At 70.8% G+C, this 16,019-nt stretch carries 14 protein-coding genes; 13 read left to right on the forward strand and 1 reads right to left on the reverse strand.

All coding sequences use genetic code 11. The features are described 5' to 3' along the window. Nucleotides 1-168: 168 nt before the first annotated feature. The 13 genes from NBE95_RS08515 (at nt 169) to NBE95_RS08575 (ending at nt 15,130) form a co-directional block, all read left to right on the forward strand. Entirely contained in the window at nt 169-1,377 is a 1,209-nt protein-coding gene (locus tag NBE95_RS08515) for a nitrate/nitrite transporter (protein ID WP_289893471.1), read from the forward strand. A gap of 15 nt (nt 1,378-1,392) precedes the next feature. After that, nucleotides 1,393-3,825, forward strand: a complete 2,433-nt coding sequence (nirB, locus tag NBE95_RS08520; RefSeq protein WP_289893472.1) for a nitrite reductase large subunit NirB — start codon at nt 1,393-1,395, stop codon at nt 3,823-3,825. Next, a complete protein-coding gene (gene nirD, locus NBE95_RS08525) occupies nt 3,822-4,157 on the forward strand; it encodes a nitrite reductase small subunit NirD (protein WP_289893473.1) in 336 nt (111 codons plus the stop codon). Before nirB ends, nirD begins: the two co-directional genes overlap by 4 nt. Nucleotides 4,158-4,169: 12 nt before the next feature. Then, nucleotides 4,170-6,785 (forward strand): nitrate reductase, encoded by a 2,616-nt coding sequence (locus tag NBE95_RS08530; RefSeq protein WP_289893474.1) that lies wholly within the window; start codon nt 4,170-4,172, stop codon nt 6,783-6,785. A 108-nt stretch (nt 6,786-6,893) separates the two neighbouring features. Beyond that, complete coding sequence (locus tag NBE95_RS08535; protein ID WP_289893475.1) at nt 6,894-8,405, forward strand: alkaline phosphatase; 1,512 nt, start codon at nt 6,894-6,896, stop codon at nt 8,403-8,405. A 56-nt stretch (nt 8,406-8,461) separates the two neighbouring features. Further along, nucleotides 8,462-8,887, forward strand: coding sequence for a hypothetical protein (locus NBE95_RS08540; protein ID WP_289893476.1), 426 nt, complete (start codon nt 8,462-8,464; stop codon nt 8,885-8,887). Then, nucleotides 8,887-9,540, forward strand: coding sequence for an ATP-binding cassette domain-containing protein (locus NBE95_RS08545; protein WP_289893477.1), 654 nt, complete (start codon nt 8,887-8,889; stop codon nt 9,538-9,540). Before NBE95_RS08540 ends, NBE95_RS08545 begins: the two co-directional genes overlap by 1 nt. Next, nucleotides 9,537-10,802 (forward strand): ABC transporter permease, encoded by a 1,266-nt coding sequence (locus NBE95_RS08550; protein WP_289893478.1) that lies wholly within the window; start codon nt 9,537-9,539, stop codon nt 10,800-10,802. The genes NBE95_RS08545 and NBE95_RS08550 overlap by 4 nt, the downstream gene beginning before the upstream one ends. A 103-nt stretch (nt 10,803-10,905) precedes the next feature. Then, the gene (locus NBE95_RS08555; RefSeq protein ID WP_289893479.1) at nt 10,906-11,313 is read left to right on the forward strand and encodes a DUF2946 family protein; all 408 of its coding nucleotides are present in this window, start codon (nt 10,906-10,908) and stop codon (nt 11,311-11,313) included. A gap of 66 nt (nt 11,314-11,379) precedes the next feature. Then, nucleotides 11,380-12,375: a DUF1775 domain-containing protein gene (locus NBE95_RS08560; protein ID WP_289893480.1), complete on the forward strand. Its 996-nt coding sequence runs from the start codon at nt 11,380-11,382 to the stop codon at nt 12,373-12,375. Then, on the forward strand, nt 12,362-12,982 hold the full coding sequence (locus NBE95_RS08565) for an SCO family protein (RefSeq protein ID WP_289893481.1): 621 nt from the start codon (nt 12,362-12,364) through the stop codon (nt 12,980-12,982). The genes NBE95_RS08560 and NBE95_RS08565 overlap by 14 nt, the downstream gene beginning before the upstream one ends. A gap of 427 nt (nt 12,983-13,409) precedes the next feature. After that, nucleotides 13,410-14,543, forward strand: coding sequence for an aminodeoxychorismate synthase component I (locus NBE95_RS08570; protein ID WP_289893482.1), 1,134 nt, complete (start codon nt 13,410-13,412; stop codon nt 14,541-14,543). Then, nucleotides 14,495-15,130, forward strand: coding sequence for an aminotransferase class IV family protein (locus NBE95_RS08575; protein WP_289893483.1), 636 nt, complete (start codon nt 14,495-14,497; stop codon nt 15,128-15,130). Before NBE95_RS08570 ends, NBE95_RS08575 begins: the two co-directional genes overlap by 49 nt. A gap of 5 nt (nt 15,131-15,135) precedes the next feature. Here NBE95_RS08575 and NBE95_RS08580 read toward each other — a convergent pair whose 3' ends face one another. Continuing rightward, the gene (locus NBE95_RS08580; protein ID WP_289893484.1) at nt 15,136-15,900 is read right to left on the reverse strand and encodes an IclR family transcriptional regulator; all 765 of its coding nucleotides are present in this window, start codon (nt 15,898-15,900) and stop codon (nt 15,136-15,138) included. Nucleotides 15,901-16,019: the final 119 nt, after the last annotated feature.

Genomic DNA, 16,019 nt, shown 5'->3' on the forward strand with positions numbered 1-16,019 from the left:
CATGGCCCGGCGCAACGGCGCGCCACCGGCCCGCTCGCAATGATGCGGCACGGATTCCCGCGACGATGCGGCGATCCTCCCCCGAAAGCGCAAATCCGCTGCGGCGTCCCGCCGCCCGGCCGCGTGCTTTCCGACCGCCTTCGCCATCAGCAACGCATCGGAGCCACCATGCCCGCCGTTCCCCCCGTTCCGCCCTCCGAGGCCAGCCGCGCGCTGGGCCTTTCGACCTTCGCCTTCACCATCTGCTTCGCGGTCTGGACGATTTTCTCGATCATCGGCCTGCAGATCCGCGCGCAGCTTTCCCTGACCGAAACCCAGTTCGGCCTGCTGATCGGCCTGCCGATCCTGACCGGCTCGCTGGTGCGCATCGCCTTGGGCGTGCTGACCGACCGGCTGGGCGGGCGGCGGGTCTATACCCTGACCATGCTGGCCGCCGCCGGCGCGACCTTCCTGTTGTCCTGGGCCAGCACCTATCCGCAGATGCTGCTGGCGGCGCTGGGCGTCGGGCTGGCCGGCGGCTCTTTCGCGGTGGGCGTCGCCTATGTCTCGCGCTTCTATGCCGCGGGGCGGCAGGGCACGGCGCTGGGCATCTTCGGCACCGGCAATGTCGGCGCCGCCCTGACCAAATTCGCCGCGCCCTTCGTCATGCTGGCGCTGGGCTGGCAGGCGACCGCGCAGATCTGGGCCGCCGTGCTGGCGCTGACCGCCGTGCTGTTCTGGCTGCTGAGCAAGGACGACCCGGTCACCGCCGCCGGGATCGGCCGCAAGGCGCCCTTGCGCGCCGAATTCGCGCCGCTGGGCCAGATCCGGGTCTGGCGCTTCTCGGCCTATTATTTCTTCAGCTTCGGCGGCTTCGTCGCCCTGGCCCTGTGGCTGCCGCATTACCTGACCGAGGTCTACGGCTTCGACATCGCCACCGCCGGCATGATCGGCGCCGCCTATTCCATCCCCGGCTCGATCTTCCGCGCCTGGGGCGGGGTGCTGTCGGACCGCATCGGCGCGCGGGTGGTGATGTATGCGACCTTTGCCGTCTCGCTGGCCGCGACCGCGATCCTGTCGATCCCCTCGGGCGTGCCGGTGCCGGTCTTTTTGGCGGTGATCTTCGTGCTGGGCTTCTTCATGAGCCTGGGCAAGGCCGCCGTCTACAAGCACATCCCCAGCTATTACCCCGGCCATATCGGCGCGGTCGGCGGGCTGGTGGGCATGATCGGCGGCTTGGGCGGCTTCGTGCTGCCGCTGCTGTTCGGCTGGCTGCGCGACCAGACCGGGCTGTGGTCCAGTTGCTTCATGGCGCTGTTCCTGCTGGTCGGGCTCTGCGCGCTGTGGATGCACGCCTCGATCCGCCAGATGGGCCGCGCCGCCCTGCAAGCCGCCTGAGAAAGGAGTCCCGCAATGAAGAACCTTGTCGTCATCGGCGCCGGCATGGCCTCGGGCCGCCTGCTGGAGCATCTGTTCGAGGCCGCGCCCGGCGCATGGCAGGTCATCCTGTTCAACGCCGAGCCGCGCGGCAATTACAACCGGCTGATGCTGTCGCCGGTCCTGTCGGGCGAAAAGACCTATCAGCAGATCGTCACCCATGACGCGGATTGGTATGCCGCGCATGGCGTCGATTGCCGCTTCGGCGAGCCGGTGGTGCGGATCGACCGCGCCAATCGCACTGTCTATTCCAGCGCGGGCGGCGCGCCCTATGACGCCCTGGTCATCGCCACCGGCTCGGCGCCCTTCATCATCCCGGTGCCCGGCAGCGATCTGCCGGGCGTGGTGACCTATCGCGACCTCGAGGACACCAACGCCATGATCGAGGCCGGGATCGCCGGCAAGGACGCCGTGGTGATCGGCGGCGGGCTTCTGGGTCTCGAGGCGGCGGCCGGCATGGCCGCGCGCGGCGCCCGCGTCACCGTCGTCCATCTGATGGGCCATCTGATGGAGCGGCAGCTCGACCCCGCCGCCGGCTATCTGCTGCAGCGCGACCTGGAGCGGCGCGGCATCAAGGTGCATTGCAAGGGCGCGACCAAGGCGATCCTGGGCCATGGCCGGGCCGAGGCGGTGCTGCTGGAGGACGGCACCGTCCATCCCGCCGATCTGGTCTGCATGGCCGTCGGCATCCGCCCCGAGGTGCGGCTGGCCAATGACGCGCATCTGGAGGTCGAGCGCGGCATCGTCGTCGACGACGCCCTGCGCACCTCGGACCCGCAGATCTTCGCGCTTGGCGAATGCGTCGAGCATCGGGACCAGGTCTTCGGCCTTGTGGCGCCGCTTTACGATCAGGCCAAGGTGCTGGCCCGGACCCTGCTGGGCGAGGCGGCCGCGTTCCGCCCGGTGCAGACCGCGACCAAGCTGAAGGTGACCGGCTGCGACCTGTTCAGCGCCGGCGATTTCGCCGAAGCCGAGGGGCGCGAGGACATCGTGTTCCGCGACCCCGGCCGCGGCATCTACAAGCGGCTGGTGCTGGAGAACGACCGCATCATCGGCGTGGTCATGTATGGCGACACCGCCGACGGCAACTGGTTCTACGGGCTGATGAAGGACGAAACCGACGTGTCGGGGATGCGCGACACGCTGATCTTCGGCCCGGCCTTCCAGGGGGGGACCAAGCTGGACCCTATGGCGGCCGTTGCAGCCTTGCCGCCTGAGGCGGAGATCTGCGGCTGCAACGGCGTCTGCAAGGGAACCATCGTCGCCGCGGTGCAGGGCGGCGCGACCACGCTTGATGCGGTGCGCGCCTGCACCAAGGCCTCGGGATCCTGCGGCACCTGCACCGGGCTGGTCGAACAGGTGATGAAGCTGACCCTGGGCGACGGCTTCGTCGCGCCCGCCTCTGGCGGCATGTGCAAATGCACCGACCACAGCCACGAGGACGTGCGGCGGCTGATCCGCTCCATGGGGCTGAAGTCGATCCCGGCGGTCATGCAGGAGCTGGGCTGGAAGAGCGTCGGCGGCTGCCATTCCTGCCGCCCGGCGCTGAACTATTACCTGCTGGCGGAATGGCCGCTGGAATACCAGGACGACCGGCAGAGCCGTTTCGTGAACGAAAGGAACCACGCCAACATCCAGAAGGACGGCACCTATTCGGTGGTGCCGCGCATGTGGGGCGGCGTCACCACGCCGGCCGAGCTGCGCGCCATCGCCGACGCGGCCGAGAAATATGCCGTGCCGATGGTCAAGGTCACCGGCGGCCAGCGCATCGACCTGCTGGGCGTCCGCAAGCAGGATCTGCCGCAGATCTGGGCCGACCTGAACGCCGCCGGGCTGGTTTCCGGCCATGCCTATTCCAAGGGGCTGCGCACGGTGAAGACCTGCGTCGGCAGCGAGTTCTGCCGCTTCGGCACCCAGGATTCCACGGGCCTCGGCATCCTGCTGGAAAAGCTGCTTTGGGGGTCCTGGACGCCGCACAAGGTCAAGCTGGGCGTCTCGGGCTGCCCCAGGAACTGCGCCGAGGCGACCTGCAAGGACGTGGGCGTGGTCTGCGTCGACAGCGGCTACCAGATCAGCGTCGCCGGCGCCGCCGGGATGGAGGTGAAGGAGACCGAGCCCCTGGCCGCGACCCCGTCCGAGGACGAGGCGGTCGAGATCGTCACCGCCTTCGTCCAGCTTTACCGCGAAAACGCCCGCTATCTGGACCGGCCCTATAAATGGGTGGCCAAGGTCGGGCTCGACTGGGTCAAGGCGCAGGTCGCCGACCTGCCGACCCGCCGCGCGCTGGTCGAGCGCTTCGAGATCAGCCAGTCGGTCTATCGCCGCGACCCCTGGGCCGAACATTCCACCACCGCCGCGACGCCCCGCTGGGCGCCCCTTGCCGATCTGACCCTGGAGGCCGCGGAATGACCGTCTTTGTCGATATCGGAGCCCTGGACGACATTCCCCGCCAGGGCGCGCGGGTGATCCGCACCGGGCAGGGCTGCGTCGCGGTGTTCCGCACCCTGGACGACCGGGTCTTTGCGCTGGACGACCGTTGCCCGCACAAGGGCGGCCCGCTGTCCGAGGGCATGGTGCATGGCGACCGGGTGACCTGTCCGCTGCACAACTGGGTGTTCGACATGAACTCGGGCGCCGCGCAGGGCGCCGACGAGGGCGCGGTCCGCACCTGGCCGGTCCGCGTCGAGCAGGGCCGCGTCCTGATCAGCGCCGAACTCGTCACCCGCTCGCACGCCGCCTGAGGAGGGGCCATCATGCAGACCATCCGCACCACCTGTCCCTATTGCGGCGTCGGCTGCGGCGTGCTGGCGACGCCCGACGGCCGGGGCGGGCTGGGCGTCGCCGGCGATCCCGGGCATCCGGCGAACCGGGGCCGGCTCTGCGTCAAGGGCGCGGCGCTGGGCGAGACCGTCGGCCATGCCGGCCGGCTGCTCGCCCCGCGCATCCATGACCGCGAGGCGGGCTGGGACGAGGCGCTGGGCCTGGTCGCGCGCCGGTTTTCCGAAACCATCGCCGAACACGGGCCGGATTCGGTCGGCTTCTACGTCTCGGGGCAGCTCTTGACCGAGGATTACTATGTCGCCAACAAGCTGATGAAGGGCTTCATCGGCTCGGGCAATATCGACACCAATTCGCGGCTCTGCATGGCCTCGGCGGTGGCGGGGCAGCGGCGGGCCTTCGGCTCGGACACGGTGCCGGGGCTCTACGAGGATCTGGAACTGGCCGATACGGTGGTGCTGGTCGGCTCGAACCTCGCCTGGTGCCATCCGGTGCTTTACCAGCGGCTGGCGGCGGCGCGCGCGGTGCGGGGCACGCGGGTCGTGGTGGTCGATCCGCGCCGCACCGCAAGCTGCGACATCGCCGACCTGCATCTGCCGCTGGCACCGGGTTCGGATGCGGCGCTGTTCAACCTGCTTCTGGCAGAAATCGGCAGAATATCAGAGTTATGCGTTGATAATCTGGAAGGAATCGAGGATGCGATGGCCGCGGCGCGCGCCACGTCCCCCTCGGCCACCGGGCTGGCGCACAGCCAGTTGCGGCAGTTCTTCAACCTCTGGCTGCACAGTGACAAGGTGGTGACGGTCTGGTCGCAGGGCGTGAACCAGTCCGACAGCGGCACAGACAAGGTGAACGCGATCCTGAACTGCCACCTTGCCAGCGGCCGCATCGGCCGGCCCGGCATGGGCCCGTTCAGCGTCACCGGCCAGCCCAATGCCATGGGCGGGCGCGAGGTCGGCGGGCTGGCCAACATGCTGGCCTGCCATCTGGAGATCGAGAATCCCGCGCATCGCGCGGCGGTGCGCGCTTTCTGGAACGCGCCGCGCATGGCCGAGCGGCCGGGGCTGAAGGCCGTGGACATGTTCCGCGCCGTCGAGGACGGCCGGATCAAGGCGCTGTGGATCATCTGCACCAACCCCGCCGCGACCATGCCCGAGGCCGACCGCGTCGCCCGCGCCATTGCCGGCTGCGATTTCACCGTGGTCTCGGACATCATGGCGCGGACCGACACCCTGCGGCTGGCGCATGTGGCGCTGCCGGCGACCGGCTGGGGCGAAAAGGACGGCACGGTGACGAATTCCGAACGCCGCATCAGCCGCCAGCGCCGCAGTCTTTCCCCGGTCGGGCAGGCGCGCGACGACTGGCGCATCCTGGCCGAGGTCGGGCGCCGCATGGGCTGGGCCGAGGCCTTCGCCTGGCGGCACCCGGCGCAGGTCTTTGCCGAACACGCGGCGCTTTCGGGCATCGCGGGCGGTCTGGGCAGCGATTTCGACATCTCGGCCCATGCCGGCATCACCCCGGCGGAATATGATGCGCTGGCGCCGTTCCTGTGGCCGCATTCGGCGGGCCGGCAGGGCGGGCGGTTCTTCGGCGACGGGCGGTTCCATACGCCTTCGGGGCGGGGCCGCATGGTGGCGGTCACGCCGCGCCCGCCGCAGCCGGTGGATGCGGACCATCCTTTCCGGCTGAACACCGGCCGGGTGCGCGACCATTGGCACACCATGACCCGCACCGGCCTGTCGCCGCGGCTGTCCCGGCATCTGGCCGAGCCCTTTCTGGAACTGCACCCCGACGACGCCGCCCGGCTGGGCCTGCAGCCCGCCAGCCTGGCCGAGATCGTCAGCCCGCATGGCCGCGCGGTGCTGCGGGTGCTGGTGAGCGGCCGGGTGGCGCCGGGCCATCCCTTCGCGCCGATGCACTGGACGGGCGAGACCGCGGCCTCGGGCCGGGTCGATGCGCTGGTGCCGGGTGCTGTCGATCCGGTCTCGGGCCAGCCGGCGCTGAAATCGGCGGCGGTGGCGATCCGGCCCTTTGCGGCGCGTTGGTTCGGCTTCGCCGTCTCGGCCGGCCGGATCCGGCCGGATTGCGACTATTGGGCGCGGGCCACGCTGCCAAGGGGCGAGCAGGCCGAGCTGGCCGGGCTTGCGCCGCCGCAGGACTGGACCGCGCATGCCCGCGCGCTGTTCGGCCTGCCGGACGAGCCGCTGGTGCTGCAGGACCGCGCCCGCGGGCAGGTGCGGCTGGCCTTCCTGCGCGAGGGTCGGCTGCAGGCGGCGTTGTTCGTGGCGCCCGGGCCGGTGGCCCTGTCGCGCAGCCATGTCGCGGCGCTGCTGGGCGAGGGCGCGACCCTGAGCGGGGCCGAGGCGCTGGCCGGCCGTCCCGGCGCCGACCGCCCGGACGAGGGGGCGCTGGTCTGCGCCTGTTTCGGCATCGGCGTGAACAGCATCGTGCAGGCCATTGCCAGCCGGCGCCTGACCTCGGTCGAGGCGGTGGGGCAGGCGCTGCGGGCCGGCACCAATTGCGGCTCGTGCCGCCCCGAGATCCGGGCGCTGCTGGATGCCGGCACCGCCTGCCGGATGGCGGCCGAGTAGGGGCGCTGTCACGAAGATACCACGAGGCTGCCACGAAAGCGTTACCCGGCCGGCTTAGGCGGGGCCTCGCGCCGACCGGCGCAAGGACCGAAAACCCCCGGGGGACCCATGAAATACCAACTCCGCTCGCTGATGGCAGGCGCGTCGCTTCTGGTGCTGGCCTCGAACGCCGTCGCGCAGGACAATGTGCTGCAGGCCGAGGATTCCTATTTCACCGCGGCCAAGGCCGAGCTTGCCCGGAAGATCGCCGACCAGCCGAATGTCGGCCGGGCCAGGAACGTCGTGCTGTTCGTCGTGGACGGGCTGTCGGTGCCGACCATCACCGCCGCGCGCATCCACGAGGGCCAGAGCCGCGGCGTGGACGGGGAATCGAACGTGCTGTCGTTCGAGGAACTGCTGCCCTACACGGCGCTGTCCAAGACCTATACCCATGACAGCCAGGTGGCCGATTCGGCCCCGACCGCGACGGCCATCGTCTCGGGGGTGAAGTCCTTGAACGGCACCGTCGGCGTGACGCAGCAGGCCAAGGTCGAGGATTGCGCCAGCCAGAAGGGTGCCGAGGTCACGACGCTGTTCGAGCTGGCCGAGACCGCGGGCCTTTCGACCGGCATCATCTCGACCGCGCGCATCACCCATGCGACGCCCGCCGCCACCTATGCCAAGGTCACCGGCCGCGACTGGGAAGCCGACAAGGACCTGCCCGAGGAAGCGGTGCAGAACGGCTGCAAGGACATCGCCGCGCAGCTGGTCGACTGGCCGGCCGGCGACGGGTTCGAGGTCGTCCTGGGCGGCGGCCGCGGCAATTTCATGCTGGCCAGCCAGCAGGATCCCGAGGACGAGACCAAGACCGGCGCGCGCAAGGACCGCGACCTGATCGCCGAGTGGAAGGCGCGCCACAATGACGGCGCCTATGTCTGGAACAAGCAGGAATTCGACGCGGTCGATCCGGCCGGCACCGGCAAGCTGCTGGGTCTGTTCAACGCCAGCCACATGCAATACGAGGCGGATCGCGAGAAGGATGCCGCCGGCGAACCCTCGCTGGCCGAGATGTCGGTCAAGGCCATCGACATGCTGTCCCGCAACGAGAACGGCTATGTGCTGATGATCGAGGGCGGCCGCGTCGACCACGCCCACCATGCCGGCAATGCCGCCCGGGCGCTGACCGATACGGTGGCGGTGGCCGAGGCGGTGAAGGCGGTCTATGACAAGGTCGATCCGGCCGAGACGCTGATCATCCTGACCGCCGACCACAGCCATGTCTTCTCGATCGCCGGCTATCCGGCGCGCAACAACCCGATCCTGGGCATCGCGGGGCAGGGCGACGACGGCAAGCCCTATACCACGCTGGGCTATCTGAACGGCCCCGGCGCCCGCCTGGACGAGCCGCGCGCCGACCTGACCGGGATCGACACCACCGATATCGACTTCCTGCAACAGGCGCTGGTGCCGCTGGGCGAAAGCGAGACCCATGCCGGCGACGACGTGGCGATCTTCGCGCAGGGGCCCTGGGCGCATCTGTTCCACGGCGTCGTCGAGCAGAACCTGATCTATCACGTCATGGAACATGCGACCGGTCTGGCCAGCCGGGCGGCGCTGGCCACCAGCCAGGCCGCGAAGTGACACGACACATGCGCCGCCGGCTGCCCGGCGGCGCATCCCTTCGACCGGATGATGCCATGAACCGCCGCGCCCTGCTGACCGCCCCGCTGCTGCTGCCGCTTCTGCCGCGCGGCGCGCTGGCCGCGCCCGAGGCGCTGAAGTTCCGCGACCTTTACGTCCGCGGCCGCCAGCTGACGCCGCGCGCCGCCGCGCTGGCCGGGCAGCAGGTCACCATGATCGGCTATATGGCGCCGCCGCTGAAGCCCGAGATCGCCTTCTTCGTGCTGACCAAGCTGCCCATGTCCACCTGCCCGTTCTGCGAGACCGAGGCGCAATGGCCCGACGACATCGTGCTGGCGCTGACCGACCATCCGGTGCGCCCGGTGCGCTATACCGATCTGATCCGGGCGACGGGCATCTTCGAGACCGGCTTCCAGACCGATCCCGAAACCGGCTTCATCAGCTTCGTGCGCCTGCGCGGCACCCGCTACGAGAAGCTGTGATGGCGCGGCTTTCGGTGCGCGGCCTGCGTCATGCCTTCCATGCCCAGCCGGTGGTGGCATTGCCGATGCTGGAGCTGGAGCCGGGCCTGACGGTGCTGACCGGTCCCTCCGGTTCCGGCAAGACCACGCTGCTTTACCTGCTTTCCGGGCTGATCCGGCCGCAGGCGGGGGCGGTGGTCTGGGCCGGCGTGGACCTGGCGCGGCTGCCCGAGCGCGGCCGCGACCGCTGGCGGCGCGCCCATGCCGGCTTCGTCTTCCAGGATGTCCACCTGCTGCCCGAGCTTTCGCCCCTGCAGAACGTGCTGATGCCGGCGCGCTTCGCCGCCTTCTCGGCACGGCGCCATGCCGGGCGGGCGGCCGGACTGCTGCGCCGCTTCGGCGTGCCCGACCGCCGGTGCGCCGCCCTGCTGTCGCGGGGCGAACAGCAGCGCGCCGCCCTGGCCCGAGCCCTGCTGATGGATCCGGCCGCCCTGTTCGCGGATGAGCCGACGGCCAGCCTGGATGCCGCGGCCGGGCGGGTGGTGGCCGAGGCGCTGCAGACGCTGGCGGCCGAGGGGCGCTGCGTCATTGCCGCCAGCCACGATCCCGACCTGATCGCGCTGGCCGGGCGCCGCCTGCATCTGGAACATGGCCGGATCGAGGTTTTCGCATGAACCCCGTCCCCTTCGTCCGGGCGCTGCTGGCCCGCAACCCGCGCACCGTCTGGCTGTTTGCAGTGCTGGTGGCGCTGGCCGCCGCCCTGGGCATCGCCATCAGCGCGCAGGAGCGGGCGCTGCGCCAGGGCTCGGCCCGCGCCGCCGACCGCTTCGACCTGATCGTGGCGGCGCCGGGCAGCCAGACCGACCTGCTGATGTCGGCCGTGTTCCTGCGCCCGGCCCAGGTCGAGCTGCTGCCCGGTCCGCTGGCGCATCGGGTGCTGAGCGATGCGGACGCGGAATTCGCCGCGCCGCTGGCCTTTGGCGACAGCCATGGCGACAGCCCGGTGATCGGCACCACCGCGGCGTTCGTCGCCCATCTGAGCGGCGGCCTGGCCGAGGGCCGCGGCTTCACGCGCCTGAACGAGGCGGTCATCGGCGCGCTGGTCGAGGGCGAGATCGGCGCGGCCCTTGCGATCCGCCACGGCCATGCCGACGCGGTGGCGGCCGGGCTTGACGCCGACCGCGCGGCCGAGGCGTCCGACCACGATCGCGACCACGGCCATGCCGGACAGGACGGCCATCACCACGAGGAGGTGGTGATCACTGGCCGGATGCGCCCGACCGGCACGCCCTGGGATCGCGCCGTGGTGGTGCCGGTGGAATATATCTGGTCGGCGCATGTCATGGGCACCGGCCATCCGCCGGGGACCGAGCGCATCGGCCCGCCCTGGCAGGCCGAGCTGATGCCGGGCCTGCCGGCCATCGTGATGAAGCCCGCCAGCGTCGCCGATGCCTACGGGTTGCGGGCGCGCTACCGGAGCGAGGCCTCGACCGCCTTCTTCCCGGCCGAGACGCTGGTCGAACTTTACGCGGTGATGGGCGATGCGACCCGGGTCATGCTGGGCCTGACCCTGGCGGCGCAGGTGCTGATCGTGGCCGCGATCCTGGCCGGCATTCTGGCGGTCTTGGACCTGCAGCGGCGCAGCTTTGCGGTGCTGCGGGCGTTGGGGGCGCCGCGGCGCTATGTCTTCCTGTCGGTCTGGCTTTACGTCGCGGTCATGGTGCTGGGGGGCGCGCTGGCCGGGCTGCCGCTGGGCTGGGCGGCCTCGCAGCTGGTCTCGGCGCTGATCTCGCGCGAGACGGGGGTGGCCTTCGCCGCCACCCTCGGCGGGTCCGAACTGGCCATGGCGGGCCTGCTGATCCTGGCCGGCTTCCTGCTGGCGCTGCTGCCGGCCTGGCGGGTCTATCGCCAGCCGCTGGTCGAGGGGCTGCGCTGAACGCCCGGGCCGGCGCGGTCGAAAGCCGGGCTGCGGCACATTGTCCCTTTCCCTGCGCGCGGATTTCTGCCACCCCTGCGGCCGGAATCTCGCGGATGAAGGCATGGGCGCGCTGGCCGGACGAAAGCAGGGAACGGGAAGGGGCCGCCGGCTGATCGGCTGGCTGGCCGTGCTGCCGTTCCTGCTGCTGTCGCTGATCGTGCCGGGCACCATGCTGGAGCGGGACGCCCGTGGCGGCGTCACCGTGGTGCTTTGCGCCGGCGACGATCTGGTCGAGATGGTCATGGCCGCCGATGGCAGCCTGTCCCCGGCCGGCAAGGCCCCGCATGGCGACCATCGGCCCTGCGACTGGGCGCCGCATGGCCAGCCGCTGCTGGGGGCCGACATCGCCGCGGCGCCGGCACCGCTGCTGCAGGCGCTGCATCTGGCGCGGGTGCTGGACCTGCCCGACCCTCTGTATCGCGCCGAGATGCTGGCGCCCTCGGCGCGGGGACCGCCGCGGCTCGCCTGACCCGAGCTTTCCGATCCGCGCGGCCATGGGCCGGCGGTTCACGCCCCTATTCAGACGAGAACGATCATGAAGAACCCTGTTTTTGGCGCGCTTTGCGCCTCGGCGCTGGCGCTGGCCGCCGCGCCGGCCCTTGCCCATGCCACGCTGGAACAGTCCGAGGCGCCCGCCGGCGCCGCCTATCGCGCGGTGATCCGCATCGGCCATGGCTGCGACGGCCAGGCGACCCAGACCCTGCGCGTGCAGTTGCCCGAGGGCTTCTACAACGCCAAGCCCATGCCCAAGGCCGGCTGGACGCTGGAAACGGTGAAGGGCCCCTATGCCCAGCCCTTCGACAATCACGGCACCCCGATGACCGAGGGCACGCGCGAGGTGGTCTGGTCCGGCGGCGATCTGCAGGACGATTGGTATGACGAATTCGTCATCCGCGGCACGGTCGGCGCCGATGTGACGCCGGGCACGGTGCTGTATTTCTCGACCGTGCAGGAATGCGCGGATGGCAAGGAGGAATGGATCGACGTCACCGGCAGCAAGGAAGCCCAGAATCCCGCGCCGGGCGTGACCGTCGTCGCGGGCAAGGCCGGGCATGGCCACGGCCACGGCCATGGCGCCGCCGCCGCCGCTGCCCCGGCCGCGCAGGCCGCGCCGATCACGCTGGGCGATCTGACGCTCAGCGGGCCCTTCACCCGCGCCACGCCGCCCGGTGCGCCGGTGGCGGGCGGTTTCTTGACCGTCGCCAATGCCGGTGCGGATGACCGGCTGGTCGCGGCCCGCGTCGATTTCGCCGGCCGGGCCGAGATCCACGAGATGGCGATGGAGGGCGATGTCATGAAGATGCGCCAACTGTCCGACGGGCTGGCGATCCCGGCCGGGGCGACGGTTGAACTGAAGCCCGGTGGCTATCACCTGATGTTCATGGATCTGAAACAGCCGCTGGTCGAGGGCGAGACGGTCAAGGTCACGCTGCAATTCGAGAAGGCGGGCGAAGTCGAGGTGCCGATGACGGTCGGGCCGATGAATGCCGGCAAGCGCGGCGGAAAGGATGGTGGACATGGCGGACATTAAGCAGGGCTCGCCGCTGCGCCCTCTGCGCTATGCGCTCTGGGCGTTGGTCGTGGTCGCGCTGGCGGTGGTCGGCTGGATGAAGTTCGGCGCCCCGCGCCTGGCCGAGGTCGCCGATGCCGGCACCGCCTCGCTGGGCCGCGGCGATTACCGGCTGGTCGCCACCGACGGCACCGAGTTCACCCAAGCGACGCTGAAGGGCCAGCCCTCGGCGGTGTTCTTCGGCTTCACCCATTGCCCCGATGTCTGCCCGACCACGCTGGGCGACATCGCCGGCTGGCAAGAGGAGCTGGGCGCGGATGCCGGCAAGCTGCGGGTGTTCTTCGTCACCGTCGACCCCGAGCGCGACACGGTCGATGCGCTGCGCGATTACGTGTCCTGGGTGCCGGGGGTGGTCGGCGTCTCGGGCGCGCCCGAAGAGGTCGCCAAGGCGGTGAAGGCCTTCCGCATCTATGCCCGCAAGGTGCCGCAAGAGGGCGGCGAATACAGCATGGACCATTCCTCGACCATGCTGCTGTTCGACGGGAACGGCGAATATGCCGGGCTGATCGGCTACCAGGAAGACCCCGAGCGTGCCATGGCCAGCCTGCGGCGGCTGCTCGAAAGCTGAACCCGACGGCGCTGGCCAGTCCGGCGCCGTTTCATTTCAGGGCTCCGCGGGGCGGTTTTCCCGAGGCTTGCCCGTGAACCGGAACGTCTGGGCGGGCGGCTTCGGCATGCGCCAGCAAGGCGCAGGCCATGTGCTCCATCTTCTTCCCGGCCACGACACCGATCCGCGCCATCGCGATGCCGGATGCGCGGCGCTGTTCCTGAACGCGACCCCGTTCGTCCGTGGCGCGGCGCTGCGACGCCTGCCGGGCCGGTCCGGCGCCGGCCTGGCCGTCCGGCCGCCAGGCGATGCGCCTCCTCCTCCCCGCCGCCGCCGGACCTCCCATCCCCGGTCCATCGCCACCGCGGCATTGTCGCGCCGCTCCCATCGCGGCCATTGTTCCCGGCGCCCCGGCCATGCTACCTCGCGCCCGAGAATGGAGGCGCGCGTGATCCTTTGCGAATTCGGTCCTGACGGCGGGCCGGTCCTGTTCCGGGACCCGCGGGAATTGCTGGTGGTGACTCGCCCCGAGGAGGTCGCCGCCGCGCTCGACCATCTCGAGGCCCGGCGCCGGCAGGGCGCCTGGATCGCCGGCTACCTGTCCTATGAGCTCGGCTATGCGCTGGAGCCGGTGCTGGCCCGCGCCATGCCGGCCGAACGGCGTACGCCGCTGCTGGCCTTCGCCGTCCATGATGCGCCCGAACCGGCCCCGCCGCTGCCGGCGGGCGACATGGCCCGGCTGGCGCCACTGACGCCCATGATCTCGCAGCAGGATTACGCGGCCGCCTTCGCCCGCACCCGCGACTATATCGCGGCCGGCGACTGCTACCAGATCAACCTGACCTTCCCCCTCGGCTCGCGCCTGGTCTCCGGCTCGGCGCTGCAGCTTTACGCCGCCATGGCCGCGCGCCAGCCGGTCGGCTTCGGCGCCTATGTCGATCTGGGGCAGGGGCCGATCGTCGTCTCGCGCTCGCCCGAGCTGTTCTTCCGCCTGGATGCGCAGGGCCGGATCGAGGCGCGGCCGATGAAGGGCACGGCGCCGCGCGACCCCGATCCGGCGCGCGACGCGGCCTTAGCGGCGGCGCTGGCGGCATCGGAAAAGAACCGGGCCGAGAACCTGATGATCGTCGACCTGCTGCGCAACGACATCGCCCGCATCTCGCGCGTGGGCTCGGTGCGGGTGCCCGAGCTTTTCGCCGTCGACAGCTTCGCCACCGTCCACCAGATGAGTTCGCGCGTCGTGGGCCGGCTGGAGCGCCCGGCCGAGCTGGGCGCGATGCTGCGGGCGCTGTTTCCCTGCGGCTCGATCACCGGCGCGCCCAAGATCCGCGCCATGCAGATCATCCGCGAGGTCGAGCCGTTTGCGCGTGGCGTCTATTGCGGCGCCATCGGCTGGATGGCCCCGGACGGGGCGGCCTGTTTCTCGGTGGCGATCCGCACGCTGTCGGTCTGGCCGGATGGCGCGGTCACGCTGAATGTCGGCGGCGGCGTCGTGCAGGATTCGACCGCCGAAGGCGAATGGGAGGAGGCGCTATGGAAAGCCCGCTACGCGCAGGATCTGACGACCCCGGATTGCGGCTGATCGAGACGGTGCTGTGGGACGGTGCCGGCTGCCCGCGGATCGCGGGGCATCTGGCGCGGCTGGCGGCGGGGGCGGGGGCGCTCGGCTGGCCCTGCGATGCGCCGGCCGCCCGCGCGGCGCTGATCGCCCCCCTGGGCCGGCCGGCGCGGCTGCGGCTGACGCTGGACCGGGCCGGCCGGATCGAGGTGACGCGCGCGCCCCTGCCGCAGTCGCGGCCGGAATGGCGGCTGGCGCTGGCCGGCACCCGGCTCGATTCAGGCGATCCCTGGCTCCGGCTCAAGACTACGCGGCGGGCGCATTACGACGCCGCCCGCGCCGCGCTGCCCGAGGGGATCGAGGAGGCGGTCTTCCTGAACGAGCGTGGCGAGGTCTGCGACGGCACCATCACCACGGTCTTCTTCGACCGCGGCCAGGGGATGCGCACGCCGCCGCTGGCCTGCGGGCTTCTGCCGGGCGTGCTGCGGGCGGAAATGCTGGCCGAGGGCGCCTGCCGCGAGGACATGCTGCCGGCCGGGGATCTGCCGCATGTCCGGCTGTGGGTCGGCAATGCGCTGCGCGGGCTGATGCCGGCGGTCTGGGCGGGCTGAGCGGCTCAGATCAGCTCGGCCAGTTCCGCGGCGGCGCGGCGCAGGGCGGGCAGGTGCGACATCACCGCCTGCATCGACATGCGCTGGATCGGGGCGTGGAAGGTCAGCAGCGCCAGCACCCGGCCGCGCCCGTCCAGCGCCGGGACCGAGGCGCCGACCATGCCGGGAATGAACTCCTCCTCGTCCGTGGCATAGCCCTGCTCGCGGATGCGCCGGATCTCCTCGCGCAATGCGGTGGCAGAGGAGAGGGTGCGCTCGGTATGCGGGCGCAGCCGGGCGTGGCGCAGGTAATGCTCGAAACTGCCGGGGTTCATGAAGGCCAGGCAGACCTTGCCGGCCGCCGTGGCGTGCAGCGGCACCCGGGTGCCCAGCGCGATCACCAGCCGCAGCGGCCAAGGCGTCTCGACCCGGTCCACATAGACCAGCGAATCGCCTTCGGGGATCGAGATCGAGCAGGTCTCGCCCACGGATTCGAACAGCCGCACCAGCACGTCATGGCGCGGCAGGTCGAACTGGGCGGCGTGCATCACCCCCAGCATCATCTCCCGCAGCTTGTGGCCGGGCAGGAAGCTGCGGCCGTCGATCTGCCGCGACAGGTAGCCCTCCTGCTCCAGATTGGCGACGAGGCGGTGGATGGTCGGCTTGGGCAGACCCAGCTCGGCGTTGATCTCGGTCGCGGTCAGCGGCCGGGCGGCGCGCGCCAGAACCTCCAGGATCTGCAGATTGCGCAGGCTGGGCGATGTGCCGGAGCTGGGGTGCATATCTTTCATGATCGGCCTCGACATTTCAGTCTTTTTACCCCGCCACCCCGGCAGGTCCAGAGCCGAGGCGGCGGATATGCCCGTTTTTCCTTGCTTTTGCCCGGAAATCCCCGGCCGCCGGCAAATGC

The organism is Paracoccus sp. TOH, from assembly GCF_030388245.1.
GTDB lineage: Bacteria > Pseudomonadota > Alphaproteobacteria > Rhodobacterales > Rhodobacteraceae > Paracoccus > Paracoccus simplex.

Coding starts and splice junctions, on each gene's coding strand:
- NBE95_RS08515 (WP_289893471.1), top strand. CDS start 169: ATGCCCGCCGTTCCCCCCGTTCCGCCCTCCGAGGCCAGCCGCGCGCTG.
- nirB (WP_289893472.1), top strand. CDS start 1,393: ATGAAGAACCTTGTCGTCATCGGCGCCGGCATGGCCTCGGGCCGCCTG.
- nirD (WP_289893473.1), top strand. CDS start 3,822: ATGACCGTCTTTGTCGATATCGGAGCCCTGGACGACATTCCCCGCCAG.
- NBE95_RS08530 (WP_289893474.1), top strand. CDS start 4,170: ATGCAGACCATCCGCACCACCTGTCCCTATTGCGGCGTCGGCTGCGGC.
- NBE95_RS08535 (WP_289893475.1), top strand. CDS start 6,894: ATGAAATACCAACTCCGCTCGCTGATGGCAGGCGCGTCGCTTCTGGTG.
- NBE95_RS08540 (WP_289893476.1), top strand. CDS start 8,462: ATGAACCGCCGCGCCCTGCTGACCGCCCCGCTGCTGCTGCCGCTTCTG.
- NBE95_RS08545 (WP_289893477.1), top strand. CDS start 8,887: ATGGCGCGGCTTTCGGTGCGCGGCCTGCGTCATGCCTTCCATGCCCAG.
- NBE95_RS08550 (WP_289893478.1), top strand. CDS start 9,537: ATGAACCCCGTCCCCTTCGTCCGGGCGCTGCTGGCCCGCAACCCGCGC.
- NBE95_RS08555 (WP_289893479.1), top strand. CDS start 10,906: ATGGGCGCGCTGGCCGGACGAAAGCAGGGAACGGGAAGGGGCCGCCGG.
- NBE95_RS08560 (WP_289893480.1), top strand. CDS start 11,380: ATGAAGAACCCTGTTTTTGGCGCGCTTTGCGCCTCGGCGCTGGCGCTG.
- NBE95_RS08565 (WP_289893481.1), top strand. CDS start 12,362: ATGGCGGACATTAAGCAGGGCTCGCCGCTGCGCCCTCTGCGCTATGCG.
- NBE95_RS08575 (WP_289893483.1), top strand. CDS start 14,495: ATGGAAAGCCCGCTACGCGCAGGATCTGACGACCCCGGATTGCGGCTG.
- NBE95_RS08580 (WP_289893484.1), bottom strand. CDS start 15,900: ATGAAAGATATGCACCCCAGCTCCGGCACATCGCCCAGCCTGCGCAAT.